The sequence below is a fragment of the Brachybacterium sp. SW0106-09 genome (assembly GCF_001293905.1).
Lineage (GTDB): Bacteria > Actinomycetota > Actinomycetes > Actinomycetales > Dermabacteraceae > Brachybacterium > Brachybacterium conglomeratum.
Genome location: NZ_BCAK01000006.1, coordinates 22,113 through 35,318, shown reverse-complemented (window position 1 = coordinate 35,318; position 13,206 = coordinate 22,113). Strand labels below are relative to the sequence as shown.

General features: G+C 72.2%; 13 protein-coding genes and 1 tRNA gene. 5 read left to right on the top strand and 9 right to left on the bottom strand.

Translation table 11 applies throughout. The features are described 5' to 3' along the window. Nucleotides 1-9: 9 nt before the first annotated feature. Nucleotides 10-1,092, bottom strand: coding sequence for a hypothetical protein (locus tag Y09_RS04325; protein ID WP_053916417.1), 1,083 nt, complete (start codon nt 1,090-1,092; stop codon nt 10-12). A 138-nt stretch (nt 1,093-1,230) separates the two neighbouring features. On the opposite strand from Y09_RS04325, the gene Y09_RS04320 reads away from it, so the two are divergent. After that, nucleotides 1,231-1,734, top strand: a complete 504-nt coding sequence (locus Y09_RS04320) for a YcxB family protein (RefSeq protein WP_053916416.1) — start codon at nt 1,231-1,233, stop codon at nt 1,732-1,734. A gap of 9 nt (nt 1,735-1,743) precedes the next feature. Here the strand turns inward: Y09_RS04320 and Y09_RS04315 are convergent, their stop codons facing one another. The 3 genes from Y09_RS04315 to Y09_RS04305 are packed head-to-tail and all read right to left on the bottom strand — an operon-like array spanning nt 1,744 to nt 4,162. Beyond that, nucleotides 1,744-2,163 (bottom strand): hypothetical protein, encoded by a 420-nt coding sequence (locus Y09_RS04315; protein ID WP_053916415.1) that lies wholly within the window; start codon nt 2,161-2,163, stop codon nt 1,744-1,746. Continuing rightward, nucleotides 2,160-3,140, bottom strand: coding sequence for an NAD(P)H-quinone oxidoreductase (locus tag Y09_RS04310; RefSeq protein WP_053916513.1), 981 nt, complete (start codon nt 3,138-3,140; stop codon nt 2,160-2,162). The genes Y09_RS04315 and Y09_RS04310 overlap by 4 nt, the downstream gene beginning before the upstream one ends. Before the next feature lie 44 nt (nt 3,141-3,184). Beyond that, nucleotides 3,185-4,162, bottom strand: coding sequence for an MDR family oxidoreductase (locus tag Y09_RS04305; protein WP_053916414.1), 978 nt, complete (start codon nt 4,160-4,162; stop codon nt 3,185-3,187). Between the two features lie 94 nt (nt 4,163-4,256). Between Y09_RS04305 and Y09_RS04300 the strand changes: the two genes are divergently transcribed. Then, nucleotides 4,257-4,344, top strand: a tRNA-Ser gene (locus tag Y09_RS04300). A gap of 46 nt (nt 4,345-4,390) precedes the next feature. After that, nucleotides 4,391-4,915 (top strand): PH domain-containing protein, encoded by a 525-nt coding sequence (locus Y09_RS04295; RefSeq protein ID WP_053916413.1) that lies wholly within the window; start codon nt 4,391-4,393, stop codon nt 4,913-4,915. A 6-nt stretch (nt 4,916-4,921) separates the two neighbouring features. Here the strand turns inward: Y09_RS04295 and Y09_RS04290 are convergent, their stop codons facing one another. Together Y09_RS04290 and Y09_RS04285 are read right to left on the bottom strand one after the other, a co-directional pair. After that, nucleotides 4,922-5,716, bottom strand: a complete 795-nt coding sequence (locus tag Y09_RS04290) for a DUF1684 domain-containing protein (RefSeq protein ID WP_053916412.1) — start codon at nt 5,714-5,716, stop codon at nt 4,922-4,924. Between the two features lie 83 nt (nt 5,717-5,799). Then, nucleotides 5,800-6,741, bottom strand: a complete 942-nt coding sequence (locus Y09_RS04285; protein WP_053916411.1) for an SDR family NAD(P)-dependent oxidoreductase — start codon at nt 6,739-6,741, stop codon at nt 5,800-5,802. Between the two features lie 187 nt (nt 6,742-6,928). Between Y09_RS04285 and Y09_RS04280 the strand changes: the two genes are divergently transcribed. Both Y09_RS04280 and ptsP read left to right on the top strand, forming a co-directional pair. Further along, nucleotides 6,929-7,438: a hypothetical protein gene (locus Y09_RS04280; RefSeq protein WP_053916410.1), complete on the top strand. Its 510-nt coding sequence runs from the start codon at nt 6,929-6,931 to the stop codon at nt 7,436-7,438. Between the two features lie 72 nt (nt 7,439-7,510). Continuing rightward, nucleotides 7,511-9,229 carry a phosphoenolpyruvate--protein phosphotransferase gene (gene ptsP, locus Y09_RS04275; protein ID WP_053916409.1) on the top strand — a complete coding sequence of 573 codons (1,719 nt, stop codon included), beginning with the start codon at nt 7,511-7,513 and terminating at the stop codon, nt 9,227-9,229. A 79-nt stretch (nt 9,230-9,308) separates the two neighbouring features. On the opposite strand, the gene Y09_RS04270 is transcribed toward ptsP, so the two are convergent. The 3 genes from Y09_RS04270 to Y09_RS04260 all read right to left on the bottom strand — a co-directional run bounded on the left by Y09_RS04270 (nt 9,309) and on the right by Y09_RS04260 (nt 13,008). Next, the gene (locus Y09_RS04270) at nt 9,309-9,581 is read right to left on the bottom strand and encodes an HPr family phosphocarrier protein (protein WP_010550035.1); all 273 of its coding nucleotides are present in this window, start codon (nt 9,579-9,581) and stop codon (nt 9,309-9,311) included. Between the two features lie 77 nt (nt 9,582-9,658). Further along, the gene (locus tag Y09_RS04265; RefSeq protein WP_053916408.1) at nt 9,659-10,810 is read right to left on the bottom strand and encodes a mannitol-1-phosphate 5-dehydrogenase; all 1,152 of its coding nucleotides are present in this window, start codon (nt 10,808-10,810) and stop codon (nt 9,659-9,661) included. Nucleotides 10,811-10,815: 5 nt separating this feature from the next. Further along, entirely contained in the window at nt 10,816-13,008 is a 2,193-nt protein-coding gene (locus tag Y09_RS04260) for a PTS sugar transporter subunit IIA (RefSeq protein WP_053916407.1), read from the bottom strand. Nucleotides 13,009-13,206 lie beyond the last annotated feature (198 nt).

Genomic DNA, 13,206 nt, shown 5'->3' with positions numbered 1-13,206 from the left:
GCGACTTCTCTACCGGCCGAGACCGCGGATCCACTCATTGACCGCCGTCGCGCCGTCCTCGATCGGGGCGACGAGGGGAGTCTCGGAGATGGCCTCCAGAGGACGCTGCGAGAGGTCGATCATGGGATCGATGATCGGGACGGCGTCCCTGATGCTCGACGTGACATCCGAGTACAAGTCGTTGATGCCGTCCGTGACAGGTTTGGCGAATTCCGTGTACGCCGGGATGCCGGTCGCCTGCTCGAATACGAAGTACGGCGCGGTCATGAGGAACTTCGAGGTTGATCCTCCGCCTGGGCCGCCGGCGATCGCATCGGCCTGTGCAGCCATTGTCATTGCGGACCAGCCCATATCCAGAGAACCCGTGACGATGCCCCCCACCTCGCCGATGCCCTTGAGCGCCAAGCCGACCGGCGGGACGGGCGGTACCATGCTGAGGGCGGCCATGCCGGCGTCGAGCGTGTTGATCCCCCCGGTGACCAGGCCGTCAAGGGTGCCGTAATAGTCGCCGTCCTGGAACGATTGCAGCGCGTCGTAGTAGCCGATGGCGGCCCCCGGGATGTCCATCGCGAGACTGATCGCCGCTGCGGCACCGGTCGGCTCGACGAAGATCCCGGCGATGTCACCACCGATGGAAGCTGCGTTCCAGATCAAGTTCCCCCAGTAGCCGGCTTCAGGCCCGCCCAGCAGATCACCCCAGAAGCCGTCGCTCTCCAGAGGGTCGTAGTCCTCGAGAGCCTTCCTGATGGCCTCGAGGGGGTTGAGCGGATCGCTCTGGCCCCCGTCGCCTCTGTCGCCCTCGTTTCCTTGATTGCCGCCGGAGCCCCCGTCCTCGCTCGCCGAGTCCTGCTCCTCCGAGTGCTGCTCACACTCCTTCGCGAGGGAGAACAGCCGAGATGTGGCCGGATCGACTCTCTCCCCGCACATCACCTGGAACGAGCTCCGAAACTCGTCGGCGTCGGGTCCGATCCACTGCACGCTCTCCACCGTGGAGGAAAGAGTCACGATCAGTTCCTCGATCCGCCTCGCGCCGCTGCTGACCGCCGTCCCGTGCTCACGGAGCTGGTCCGTGTCTGCTCCCCAGAAGTTCATGTGTGATTCCGTCCCCTGTGCGTGCGTATGTCCTGAGAGTAGGTGGGTTGGCGCGCGGGGGACATGGGGAGAAGTCCCCACTAGGCGATATCGTCCTGTGGGGTGCCAGGTGTAGCACAGTCGGGAAGGGCAGTGGGGATGGAGCAGATGAGCTACCGAGCGATCAGGACGGGGTGGGTTCGCGGTGCCCTCGGGTGCCTCATGGGCGTGCCCCTGCTGGTCGTTCTCGGCGCCGGGGCAATTCTGTTGACCCTCGACTCCGTTGCTGGTGTGCTGGGCGCTCTGCTGTGCCTGGTCATCGTGCTGATCTGCGCTCTTCTTCTGGTGGTCGCCACCCGGCGTCAGTTCATCGTCGATGACCAGGGCATCACGCTCGTCCGCTCCTTCAGCACCCTCCGCATCCGGTGGGAGGAGATCGCCGTGATCGAACAGGACAGTGGGTACTGGGCCACGGGTGCGGTGATCATCGTGCTGCGGCACCCGCCCGGCAAGAGGATCATCGCTTGGCCCACCTCGGACCGGAGGGCGATGTTTCGCGGCGAGAATCCCGTCGCCCTCGGCGACCCCGCCACAGTTCTCCGCCCGCCCGCCAGGGCCGCGATCGACGGACACCGCCGGTGGCTCTCCCGCCAGCCCCGATAGCGAAGTGGATCACTGACCGCGACGGCGCCGGAACTCCTGTTTCCAGGCCGCCTCGACGCGACGGTTCCGATCCCGCAGCGAGCGGGCCCAGCGGGGGGAGAAAAGGTCGGGGAGCGGGATGAAGTACATCATCGCCCACAGGAAGAGGACGAAGGACAGCGCGGCGAGCGGCAGTGTGACGAGGCCGAGGTAGATCCCCACCACCGGCAGCACGAAGGCAGCGAAGCACAGGCACATGACGCCGAACATCGATGCGCCGAGCACCGCCCAGCGCTCGTCGCGCAGGCGTTCGCCGAACTCGTCGCCCATCCAGGCGCGAGCTCGCTCGGAGCGGCCTCGCCGGGCCCAGGCCGTGTAGGCGAGGCAGAAGACGCCGACGAGCGTGAGGCCTGCGGATACGAGGAGTCGGGTCGTGAGCTGGTCGCTCATGCGCTCCGGCGGCGGCGCCCCCGACGGTGCCCGGCGGCCGACTCCTCGACCTCCAGGATCACCTTGCCGAGGTGGCCTCCGGTGCGGAGGATCTCGTGGGCGCGAGCGGCCTCGGCCAGCGGGAGCCGCTCGTGGATCGGGATCTGCAGCTCCCCGGAGGCCAGCAGCGGCCAGACCAGGTAGCGGGTCGCCTCGAGGATCGCGGCCTTGTTCTCCACCGGGCGGGAGCGCAGCGTCGAGCCGATCACGCGGGCGCGCTTGGCCATCAGCTGCCCGATCGACAGCTCGCCGCTCGCCCCGCCGAGCGTCCCGATGATCACCAGGCGGCCGCCCTCGTTCAGCATCGAGACGTTGTCGGCCAGCGCCGAGCCGCCGACGACGTCGAGGATCACGTCCGCGCCGCCCGCCTCGCGCACCGCGGCGGGCAGGTCGATGATCCGGCGGTTCCACGCCTGCTCGGCGCCGAGCTGGGCGACGATCGGCAGTGCGTCGTCGCTGCCGACGGCGGTGAGCACCCGGGCGTCCATGGCCTTGGCGAGCTGGATGGCGACCGTGCCGATGCCGCCCGTGCCGCCGTGGACCAGGACTGTCTCGCCCTCGCGCATCCCCGCCTCGAGCACCAGGTTCGACACGACCGTCGCGGCGGCCTCGACCACCCCGGCCGCGTCGATCAGGCCCATGCCCTCCGGAGCCGGGAGCAGCTGCGCCTCGGGGACCGCGACGACCTCGGCGTAGCCGCCGCCGGCGAGCAGGGCGACGATCTCCTCGCCGGTGTCCCGTCGGCGGCCGGAGACCTCGAGGCCCGGCAGCTCGGAGGCGCCGGGCGGCGGCGGGTACTTCCCTGCGGCCTGCGCCAGGTCGGCGCGGTTCACGCCCGCGGCGACGACGTCGACCAGCACCTCGCCGGGGCCGGGCGTGGGTTCGGGCAGCTCGGCGAGCTCGAGCTCGCCCTCGCCGACGATGGTGATCGCGCGCATGGTCCTCTTCTCGGTCATCGGGCTCTCAGTGTCCGGGCTCGCCGTCATCGTCCCACCTCGACGACGGTGCGGCCGCGGACCTGGCCGGCCAGCACCTGCTGCGCGGCGGGGATCGCGTCGGCGAGGCCGATGGTGGTGGTCATCGAGTCCAGCAGGGCCAGGTCGAGCTCGCTCGCCAGCGCCGCCCAGGCCCGCTCGCGCAGCGGCAGCGGGCACTCGACGGAGTTGATGCCGGCGAGGGTGACGCCGCGCAGGATGAACGGCAGCACCGTCGCGGGCAGGTCCGGTCCCTGCGCGAGGCCGTAGGCGGCGACCGTGCCTCCCCACGCGGTCTGCGCGAGGACGTTCGCGAGCGTCGTCGAGCCGACCCCGTCGACCGCGGCGGCGAAGCGCTGGGACTGCAGGGGACGGCCCGGCTCCTCCGACAGCTCGCGGCGGTCCACGACCTCGGCGGCGCCGAGGGAGCGCAGGTACTCGCCGTGCTCCTCGACGCGCCCTGTCGAGGCGATCACGCGGTGGCCGCGTCCGGCGAGCAGCGCGATCGCGACCGAGCCGGCGCCGCCGGAGGCGCCGGTGACCAGCACGTCCCCGTCGGCCGGGGTGAGGCCTGCGTCCTCGAGGCGCAGCACGGCGAGCATCGCGGTGAAGCCGGCGGTGCCGATCGCGGCGGCGCGGTGCGCGGTGAGGGCCGCGGGGAGGTGGACGAGCGCGTCCGGGCGCACGCGGGCACGGGTCGCGAAGCCGCCGTGGCGGGACTCTCCGATCCCGTCGCCGTTCAGGACCACGGCATCGCCGGGGGAGAAGCGCTCGTCGCCGGACTCCGACACCGTGCCGACCAGGTCGATGCCGGGGACCAGCGGGTGGGTGCGGGCGATGCCCTTGCCGGCCAGGGCCATCGCGTCCTTGTAGTTCAGCGAGGAGAACTCCACGTCGAGCGCCACCTCGCCGGTCAGCAGGGATTCGTCGGCGTCCTCGACCAGGCGCGGGGAGGCGCCCTCGGACTCGATCAGGATCGCGCGCATCAGGGCTCCTCCGTCGGTGGGGGCGGGTGGGGCCAGCCTAGCCCCGGCGGCCCCGGCGGCGACGGTAGACTCGTGCGGGTGCCTTCGGGCACCGGGAGGGTTGTCAGAGCGGCCGAATGAGATGGTCTTGAAAACCATTGTGCAGTGACCCTGTACCGCGGGTTCGAATCCCGCACCCTCCGCTCATCTGCACTGCAGTGTTCATCCGGGCACCATCGGAGGGGGAGCGTGGCCGAGGTCGGGTATCGCGCCATCAGGACCTGGTGGGTCCGCGCCGCGCTGGGCGTCGTCCTCCTGCCGGTCTCCTTCGTCGTGCTGGGCAGCGGCGTCATGCTGCTCACCACGGAGTCCCTCGCCGGGGTCCTCGGGCACCTGCTGAGCCTGTCCCTCGTGCTCTTCATCGGCCTGGTCTGGTTCGTGGGCACCAGGATCCAGTTCCTCGTCGATGACGAGGGGATCACGATCGTCCACTACGTGAAGACCCATCGGATCCCGTGGGAGCAGGTCGCCGTGATCGAGCAGAGCGGCTCCTACTGGACCATGGGCGCCGCGGTCGTGGTGCTGCGCGGGCCCGTCGGCCGACGGATCACCGCGCTCGCGACCACGGATCGCATGATGCTGTACCGCGGGGAGAACCCCTTCGCCTTCGTCGACGCCTCACGCGCGTACGCCCCGCGCCCTCCGACGGCGGCCGCTATCGAGGCGCACCGCCGCTGGATCGCCGCGACGAATGCGCGGAGGCAGGGCCGGTAGGAGCACTCAGCGGTCCGTCGGCTCCACGCGGCGCTCGCCGGCGCGGACCGGGACGGGCAGGTGGTTGCCCTCCGGCGGGCGGGGGCAGGTCGCCGAGGTGCTGAAGGCCGAGGGGAAGTTCAGCGCCCGGTTCACGTCCACCTCGATGCGGTCCCCGTCGATCCGCGCCTCCACCTGGCGCCAGTCCGCGCTCTCCGCGCCGGAGGTCTCGTCGGTGAACACGAGGGTGGAACGGCCGGTCACCACGAGCTCCACGTCCTGGCCGCCGACCGTGAAGCGCGCGACGCCGGGGGAGGGGACCTCCGAGGTGAGCCAGGGCAGGACCGAACCGACCGTGACCTCCGCCGGGTGCGGGACGAAGGTGCCGGTCAGCACCGCGTCCGGGTCGTGGTCGAAGGTCGGCACGCCCTCGAAGGCGGTGCGTCGCGGGGCCGACGGGTCCAGCAGGCGCAGCCCGATCCGGTCGCCGCGGCGGATCACGTCGATCTGCACGTCCTCGCCGAAGCGGGCCAGGCGCACGTCGGCGGCCGCGCCGACGGTGACGCGGGTGTGCTCACCATGGTGCTCGACGAGTGCCTCGGGGGCGTCCGCCAGCAGCTCGAGCGCCTCGCCCTCCCACTCCGCCTCGAGCACGTCGCCCTCGCGCCGCCAGGTGCCGGGCACGCCCTCGATCTCGTGCGCCCCGTCGGCCGGGTCGATCCAGTGCAGCCCCACCTGGGAGAGGATCCCGTGCGGCTCGGCCAGGCCGCGGTCGCGACGGTCGCGGAAGGCGAGGAAGTCCTCGGGGGCGGATGCGGTCATGGGAGCCTCCTGCAGGTCTCGGACGGGACGCTCGCAGTCTGCTCCCTCTTACCCCGCGCGTCGAGGGCTCGCGTCATGCGCGGTCATCCGCCGACGCCGTCGACCTCCGCACGCGCCCATGCGGCGACCTCCCGGGCCAGGCCGCGGTCGAGCGCCGTGGGGGAGCGGCGCAGGAACGTCGGCCGGCCGTGCAGCGCGCCGGGACCATCGGGGCCGAGATAGGAGCCGGGCGGGAGCGACTGCGTCGCGGCGAGCAGCACCGAGGCCGCGCCCTCCTGCGCCGTCATCGCCAGCGGACGGGACGCGGCGGTCACCAGGGCGTCCAGCCGGTCGGAGCCGGTCGCGTTCTGAAGGTTCGTCAGCACCCAGCCGGGATGGACCAGCTGGAGGTCCACCGGGGAGCCCGTCGCGGTCAGCTGCTCGGCGAGGTCGAGCCCCCACAGCATCGTGACCAGCTTCGAGCGGCCGTAGGCGGCGCGCAGCGACCATCCGCCTCGGCGGAAGTGCGGATCGGCGCGGTCGATGCGTCCGAAGGTGTGGGCGTGGGAGGCCACCACCACGACCCGCCCCCGCACCGAGGGGAGCAGCAGGTCCGTCAGCAGCAGCGGCGCGAGGGCGTTGACGCCGAGCATCCGCTCGAAGCCGTCGGCCGTCTCCTCGCGGCGGCGGGTGACCAGGCCCGCGACGTGGATCAGATGGTCGATCCCGGTCCCGGCGGTCACGCGGCCGATGGCCTCGGCGGCCGCGCGGACCGAGGCGAGGTCGTCGAGGTCCAGGTCGACCAGCCGCACCGCCCCGGGCCGCCCCGTCTCCGCCGTGATGCGGGAGCGGACGATCCCGCCCTTGGCCCGGCTGCGCACCCCGAGCACCAGATCGGCACCCCAGAGCGCCAGCTGCAGCGCGGCCTCGCGGCCCAGCCCGTCGCTCGCGCCGGTCATGACGACGGTCCTGCCGCGCAGGTCCGGGGCGGGCAGGTGCTCCCAGCCCAGCGGAGTGCCGGAGCGTGCGGATCGGGACCGGATCACGGGGGCTCCTGAGGGGTGCGGCGGCATCGCGTGCTGCGGCGGACGCTAGCGGTGCGCCGCGGACAGGTCAACGACTTCGCACGAGAGGCGCCTCATCACCGTCTGGGGCGTCTCTCATCGGACCCGTGTTCTCTGTGGTCATCGAGAAGAGGACCCGGGCGACCGGGCCCACGAAGGAGTGATCACGATGCGTGCGAAGACGACGATCTGGACCGTGGCGGCCGGCACCACCGCGGCCGTGCTGATCCCGGGCGTGGCCTATGCGATGGTCGGCGGCGGCGACAGCTCCCCGCGCACCGCCGGGGACGCGGTCGTGCAGCCGGCCGACGGCGCCGCGCAGGCCTCCGCGGCCTCCGCCCCGTCGGCGCCGAGCCCGGCCGGGCCCGCCGCGGCGCTCCCGGCGGTGGAGACGATGCAGAGCGCGGGGACCGCCGGTGGCGAGGTCAGCGCCGTGACGGCGGTGAGCGCGCCGACGGCGGTGAGTGCGGGCTCGGCGGCTCCGGCGCCTGCGAAGGCCGCTCCTGCGCCCTCCCCTGCGAAGCCTGCCCCCGCCCCCGCGAAGGTCGGCGATGTGCAGTCAGCGCAGTCGGCGCCCACGGCGCAGTCCGCGCCGACGCCGCAGTCTGCGCAGTCCGCCCCGTCGGCCCCGAGCCCGGCCTCCGCGGATTCGCCGCAGTCGCCCGACTCCCCGCACTGAGCCGGTCCTCTCTCCGCCGCGTAGCATGTGCGCCAACCAGGAGCATTCGGCCGGATCGAGGAGATGACGACGATGGCGCAGTACACAGGTGTGGCAGTGAGCCCCGGACGGGTGATCGGCACCATCCGGACGATGGCCCCGCCGGTCGCAGAGCCCGCGGCGGACGCGACGCTCCCCGAGGGCGCCGATGCGCAGGCCGAGTCCGAGCGGATCCCCGCCGCGGCCGCCGCCGTGCAGGCCACTCTCGCCCGCCTCGCCGAGCGCGCGAACGGCGACGGGAAGAAGATCCTCGAGGCGACTGCGCAGATGGCCGCCGACCCCTCCCTCACGCAGACCGCCCAGGGCCTCGTCCTCTCCGGCGGGAAGACGCCCGAACGGGCCGTGTGGGAGGCCGGCGACCAGGTCGCCTCCATGCTCGAGAACCTCGGCGGGTACATGGCCGAGCGCGCCACCGACGTGCGCGACGTGCGCGCCCGCATCGTCGCCGAGCTGCGCGGCGAGCAGGCCCCCGGCATCCCCGAGGTCGACGAGCCGTTCGTGCTCACCGCCATCGACCTCGCCCCCGCCGACACCGCCACCCTCGACCCCGCGCGGGTGCTCGCCCTGGTCACCTCCGACGGCGGCCCCCAGTCGCACACCGCGATCCTCGCCCGCCAGCTGGGCCTGCCTGCGATCGTCGCCGCGAAGGGGATCCACGAGTTCTCCGACGGCACCGAGGTGTTCATCGACGCCGGCTTCGGCACCATCACCGACGAGGTCACCGAGGAGCACCAGCGCCTCTCCGAGGCGTGGGCCGAGCTGCAGCGCAACCCCCTGACCTACGAGGGCGGGGGAGGGGTGCTCGCCGACGGGACCCGCGTGCAGCTGCTGGCCAACATCGGCGGCGCCAAGGACGCCGAGAAGGCGGCCGCCGCGCACGCCGACGGCGTGGGCCTGTTCCGCACCGAGTTCCTGTTCCTGGACCGCGCGGACGAGCCCGGCGTGGAGGAGCAGACCGCCGCGTACTCGGAGACGTTCGCGCACTTCCCGGGCAAGAAGGTCGTGGTGCGCACGATCGACGCGGGCGCCGACAAGCCGCTGCCCTTCCTCACCGACGCCGACGAGCCCAACCCCGCCCTCGGCGTGCGCGCGTATCGGACCTCCTGGGAGAAGCGCTCGGTGCTGACCAATCAGCTCGACGCGATCGCCGCCGCGGCGAGGAGCACCGAGGCGAAGCCCTGGGTGATGGCGCCGATGATCGCGACCGTCGACGAGACCGAGGACTTCGTGGGCCTGTGCCGCGAGCGCGGCCTCGAACCGGCCGGGATCATGGTCGAGACCCCCTCGGCCGCGATCACCGCCGACCGCCACCTCGCCGAGTCCGACTTCGCCTCGATCGGCACCAACGACCTCACCCAGTACACGATGGCCGCCGACCGCCAGCTCGGCTCCCTCGCGCACCTGAACTCGCCCTGGCAGCCCGCCGTGCTCGCGCTGGTGAAGGCCACCTGCGACGGCGCTCGTGCGGCCGGCGGCGACCCGGAGGCGTTCGGGGAGAGCGCGAACAAGCCCGTCGGCGTGTGCGGCGAGGCGGCAGGCGATCCCGGACTCGCGGTGGTGCTCGTCGGCCTCGGCGTGAACTCGCTGTCGATGACCCCGCGCTCCCTGCCCGCGGTCGCGAAGGTGCTCTCGACCGTCACCTTCGAGCAGGCCAAGGACCTCGCCGCGAAGGCGCTCGAGGCCCGCACCTCCGAGGACGCGGTGAGCCTGGTCCGCGCGAACCTGCCGATCCTGGGCGAGCTGGGGCTGTGAGAGGCTGACCGGCCCGGACGCGAGAAGGGCGCTCCACCGTGACGGTGGGGCGCCCTTCTGCATCGGGCGAGGCTCTCGCTCACTCCTCGGCGTCGAGGTCCTTCTCGAGCAGGTCCGCGAGGGCGTTGACCGACTCCTCGGCTCCCTCGCCCTCGGCGCGGAGGGTCACCTCGTCGCCGTGACCGGCGCCGAGGGTCATGAGCATCAGCATGCTCGAGGCCTGCACGGCGCTGCCGCCGGCCTTCTCGATGGTGACGGTGGCCGGCTGCTGCGCAGCGGCCTGGGCGAAGATGCCGGCGGGGCGGGCGTGGAGCCCGGAGGCGCTGGCGATCGTGACGGTGCGCTCTGCCATGGTGGATGCCTTTCGATCGGGTGGTCCCGCGGCCGCGGGCCGCGGGCGAGAAGTCGGGGACGGCTCGGGCGGGGTGCTCAGTCCGTGTGACGCGAATATACCGGGGACGCGATCCGCTCGCGCACCTCGGCGTACAGGGGGTGGGACGGCTCGAGCCCGGTGATCTCCGCGGTGGCGGCGTCCGGATCGGCGGAGGCGAGGATCTCCTGCAGGCGATCGACCTCCTCGTCGCCCTCAGGGGTGAACACGAGCGCGGCGGAGAGGGAGTTCAGCAGCGCCTCGTGGCCGAGCCCGCGCTCGGCGAGCTCCGCGGCCGGGCCGATGATGCGGTCCTGGCGGGAGAGCTTGCGCAGCGGGGAGCGGCCGACGCGCTCGACCGGGTCCGGCAGGGCCTCGTTCGCGAAGCGGCCGAGCACCTTCGAGCGGTAGGCGGCCATCTCCTCCTCGGCGAAGCCGTGCTTGGCGACCAGCAGCGAGGAGGTCTCCTCCAGCACGGCCCCGACCTGCTCGGCGACCTCCGGGTCCGCGATGGACTCGGAGATCGTGGCGTGGCCCGTGCGGGCGCCGTGCCAGGCCGTGGTGGCGTGGCCGGTGTTCACCGTGAACAGCTTCCGCTCGATGTACGGGCCGAGGCTGTCCACCCAGGTGATGCCCGGGACGTGCGGCTCGGTGCCCTCGAAGGGACCGCGCTCGACGGCCCACTCGTGGAAGTCCTCGACGGTGACGTCGAGGCCCGCGCCCTCGGCCTGGACCGGGACGATCCGATCCACGGCGGTGTTCGCGAACAGCGCCTTCTCGTCGACGTCCTCGCCCTGGTAGGCGGCGCGCACCTCGGCCTCCAGCAGATCGGTCGCGTTGATCGCGTTCTCGCAGGCGAGGACCGCGATGCGGGGAGCGCCCGCGGGGCGCGCCGCGATGCCGGCGGCGATGTTCGGGGCCACGAACCTCAGGATCCGGGCGCCGACGGCGGTGGTGACCATGTCCGCCGAGGCGATCTCCTCGGCCAGGCCCTCCGGGTCCTCGCTCGAGTTGATCGCCCGGAAGCCGTCGACCACCGTCGAGGTCGGGTCCTGGCCGACGGTCCGGACCGTGTACGAGTCCGCCGCCTGCAGCGACTCGACCAGCGGCGCGGCGACGTCGGAGAACACCACCTCGAAGCCGGCCTCGTGCAGCAGCAGGCCCACGAAGCCGCGGCCGATGTTCCCTGCGCCGAAGTGCACTGCCTTCATGGTGCTCACTCCTTCTCGTCCCCGAGGATCTCGAGGATCTCGTCGGTGGTGGTGGCGTCCTCGAGACGCTTGACCTGGGCGGGGTCGGAGAAGGTCATGGCGACCTTCTGCAGCAGCGTGAGGTGCTCGTTGCCGACCCCGGCGATGCCGATCACGAAGGTGGTCGAGTTGCCGTTCCAGTCGATCCCGCCCGGGTAGCGCACGAAGGACATCGCCGAACGGGTGATCGAGGACTTCGCCTCGTTCGTGCCGTGCGGGATCGCCAGGCCGTTGCCCATGAACGTGGAGACCGTCGCCTCGCGGTCGTGCATCGCCCGCACATAGCCCTCGTCCACCGCGCCGGCGGCGACCAGCAGGGCGCCGGCCTCGTCGATGCCGGAGGCGGAGTCGGTGGCGGTGCCGTCCAGGACGATGCTGGAGGGGGCGAGGATCTGCGGGGCGGAGTCGGTGGAGTCCTCCGCGGCGGCCTCCGTCCCTGCCGTGCCCTCTGCTTCCGCCGGCTGCTCGTCCTCCGGGCGCGGGGCCGCGTGGCGGCCGCGAGGGGCGTCGTCGGCCGACGGGGCGGCTGCCGCCGCGCCTGCACCTGCGCCCGTCGTCGCTGCGGCCTCCGCGCTCGTGTCGTCGGCGTCGTCGGGCGCATTGCGCTGCGCGACCAGCTCGACGACCTCGTCGTAGCGGGGCGAGTTCATGAACTGGTCGACGCTGACGTGGACGGCCGAGTCGGTGCGCTGGCGGGCGCGGTCGGTGAGCTCCTTCTGGGTCACCACCACGTCCCACTCGTCGGAAAGGCTCGAGATGGCCTTGTTCGTGACCTCGACGTCGCCGAAGCCGGCCGCGCGCACCTTCTTGCGCAGCACGGTCGCACCCATGGCGGAGGAGCCCATGCCCGCATCGCAGGCGAAGACGATCTTCCGGATCGGGCCGGTGTGGCCGGAGGCGTCGGCCGCGGCGGCCGCACCCGCGCCCGCGGCGCCTGCCGCGCCGGCGCCGGTGAGCGCGCCCGCGACGGAGGACTTCTTGCCCTTCATCTGCTCCATCTTGGCGGTGGCGGCGGCGATGTCGCCGTCGTCCTGCTTGCCGATCTTCAGGAAGAGGGCGGAGAGCAGGAAGCTGACCGTGGCCGCGCCGAGCACCGCCAGGGCGATACCCAGGTAGGAGTCGCGGGCCGCGACGCCGAAGATCGCGAAGATCGAGCCGGGGGAGGCGGGGGCGATGAGGCCCGTGCCGAACAGGACGTTGATGAACACGCCGGTCATGCCGCCGCCGATCGCGGCGAGGATCAGCAGCGGCTTCATCAGCACGTAGGGGAAGTAGATCTCGTGGATGCCGCCGAAGAACTGGATGATCGCGGCACCGGGGGCGGAGGCCTTCGCGGCTCCGCGGCCGAAGAAGGTGAAGGCCAGCAGGATGCCGACGCCCGGGCCGGGGTTCGACTCGAGCAGGAACAGGACGGACTTCCCGTTGATGGCCGCCTCGGAGATGCCCAGCGGGGTGAGCACGCCGTGATTGATGGCGTTGTTGAGGAAGAAGACCTTTGCAGGCTCGATGAGGATCGAGACCAGCGGGAGCAGCCCGGCGTTCACGAGCGCCGCGACGCCGTTGGAGAGCAGGGTCATCAGGCCGTTCACCAGCGGGGCGAGGCCGAAGAAACCCGCCACCAGCAGGCCGAAGCCGACGATGCCGGCGGAGAACATGTTCACGAGCATCTCGAAGCCGGCCGGGATGTGGTCCTGCCAGAGCCGGTCGAGCTTCTTCATGACCCAGGCCGCCAGCGGCGCCATGATCATCGCGCCGATGAACATGTGCACCTGGCCGAGCTCGGCGTAGTCACCGGCGGCGTTGCCGGCGGCGACCCACTCCTCGAGCAGCTTGGCGTTCTCCTGCGCGATCAGCCAGTCCGAGCCGCCGATCACGCCCATCGTCGCGATCACGCCGACCACGGCGCCGCGCGCCTCGTAGACCATCCGGCCGCCCGTGTTCGCGATGAGCAGCGGCAGCAGGTAGTGGATCATCGGGTCGACGACGCTGGCCAGCGGCTCGTTCGGGGTCCAGCCGTCCGGGATGAAGAAGGCGGTGAGGATGCCCCACGCGATCAGGGCCGGGATGTTCGGCATCACCATGTTCGACAGTGATGTGCCGACCTTCTGCAGGACGACGCGCGGGCTGGCCCCGCTCTTGGTCTCGGTCGTGGTGGTCATGAGCCATCCTCACGGGGGTGCGGGACCACGGGGCTGGTCCTCGGTGGGCGACGGCACGGGCCGGGCGGCCCGCTGCGGCCGGTCGGTGCCGTGCCCTCTCGAGGAACCGTGGGCCTGCTCCGTCGGCGTGCCCCGCAGTCTAGACCCGGACCGGGCTCTGACGGCGGTCGCCGGTCCTGCGTCGTGCGAGGTGAGCGC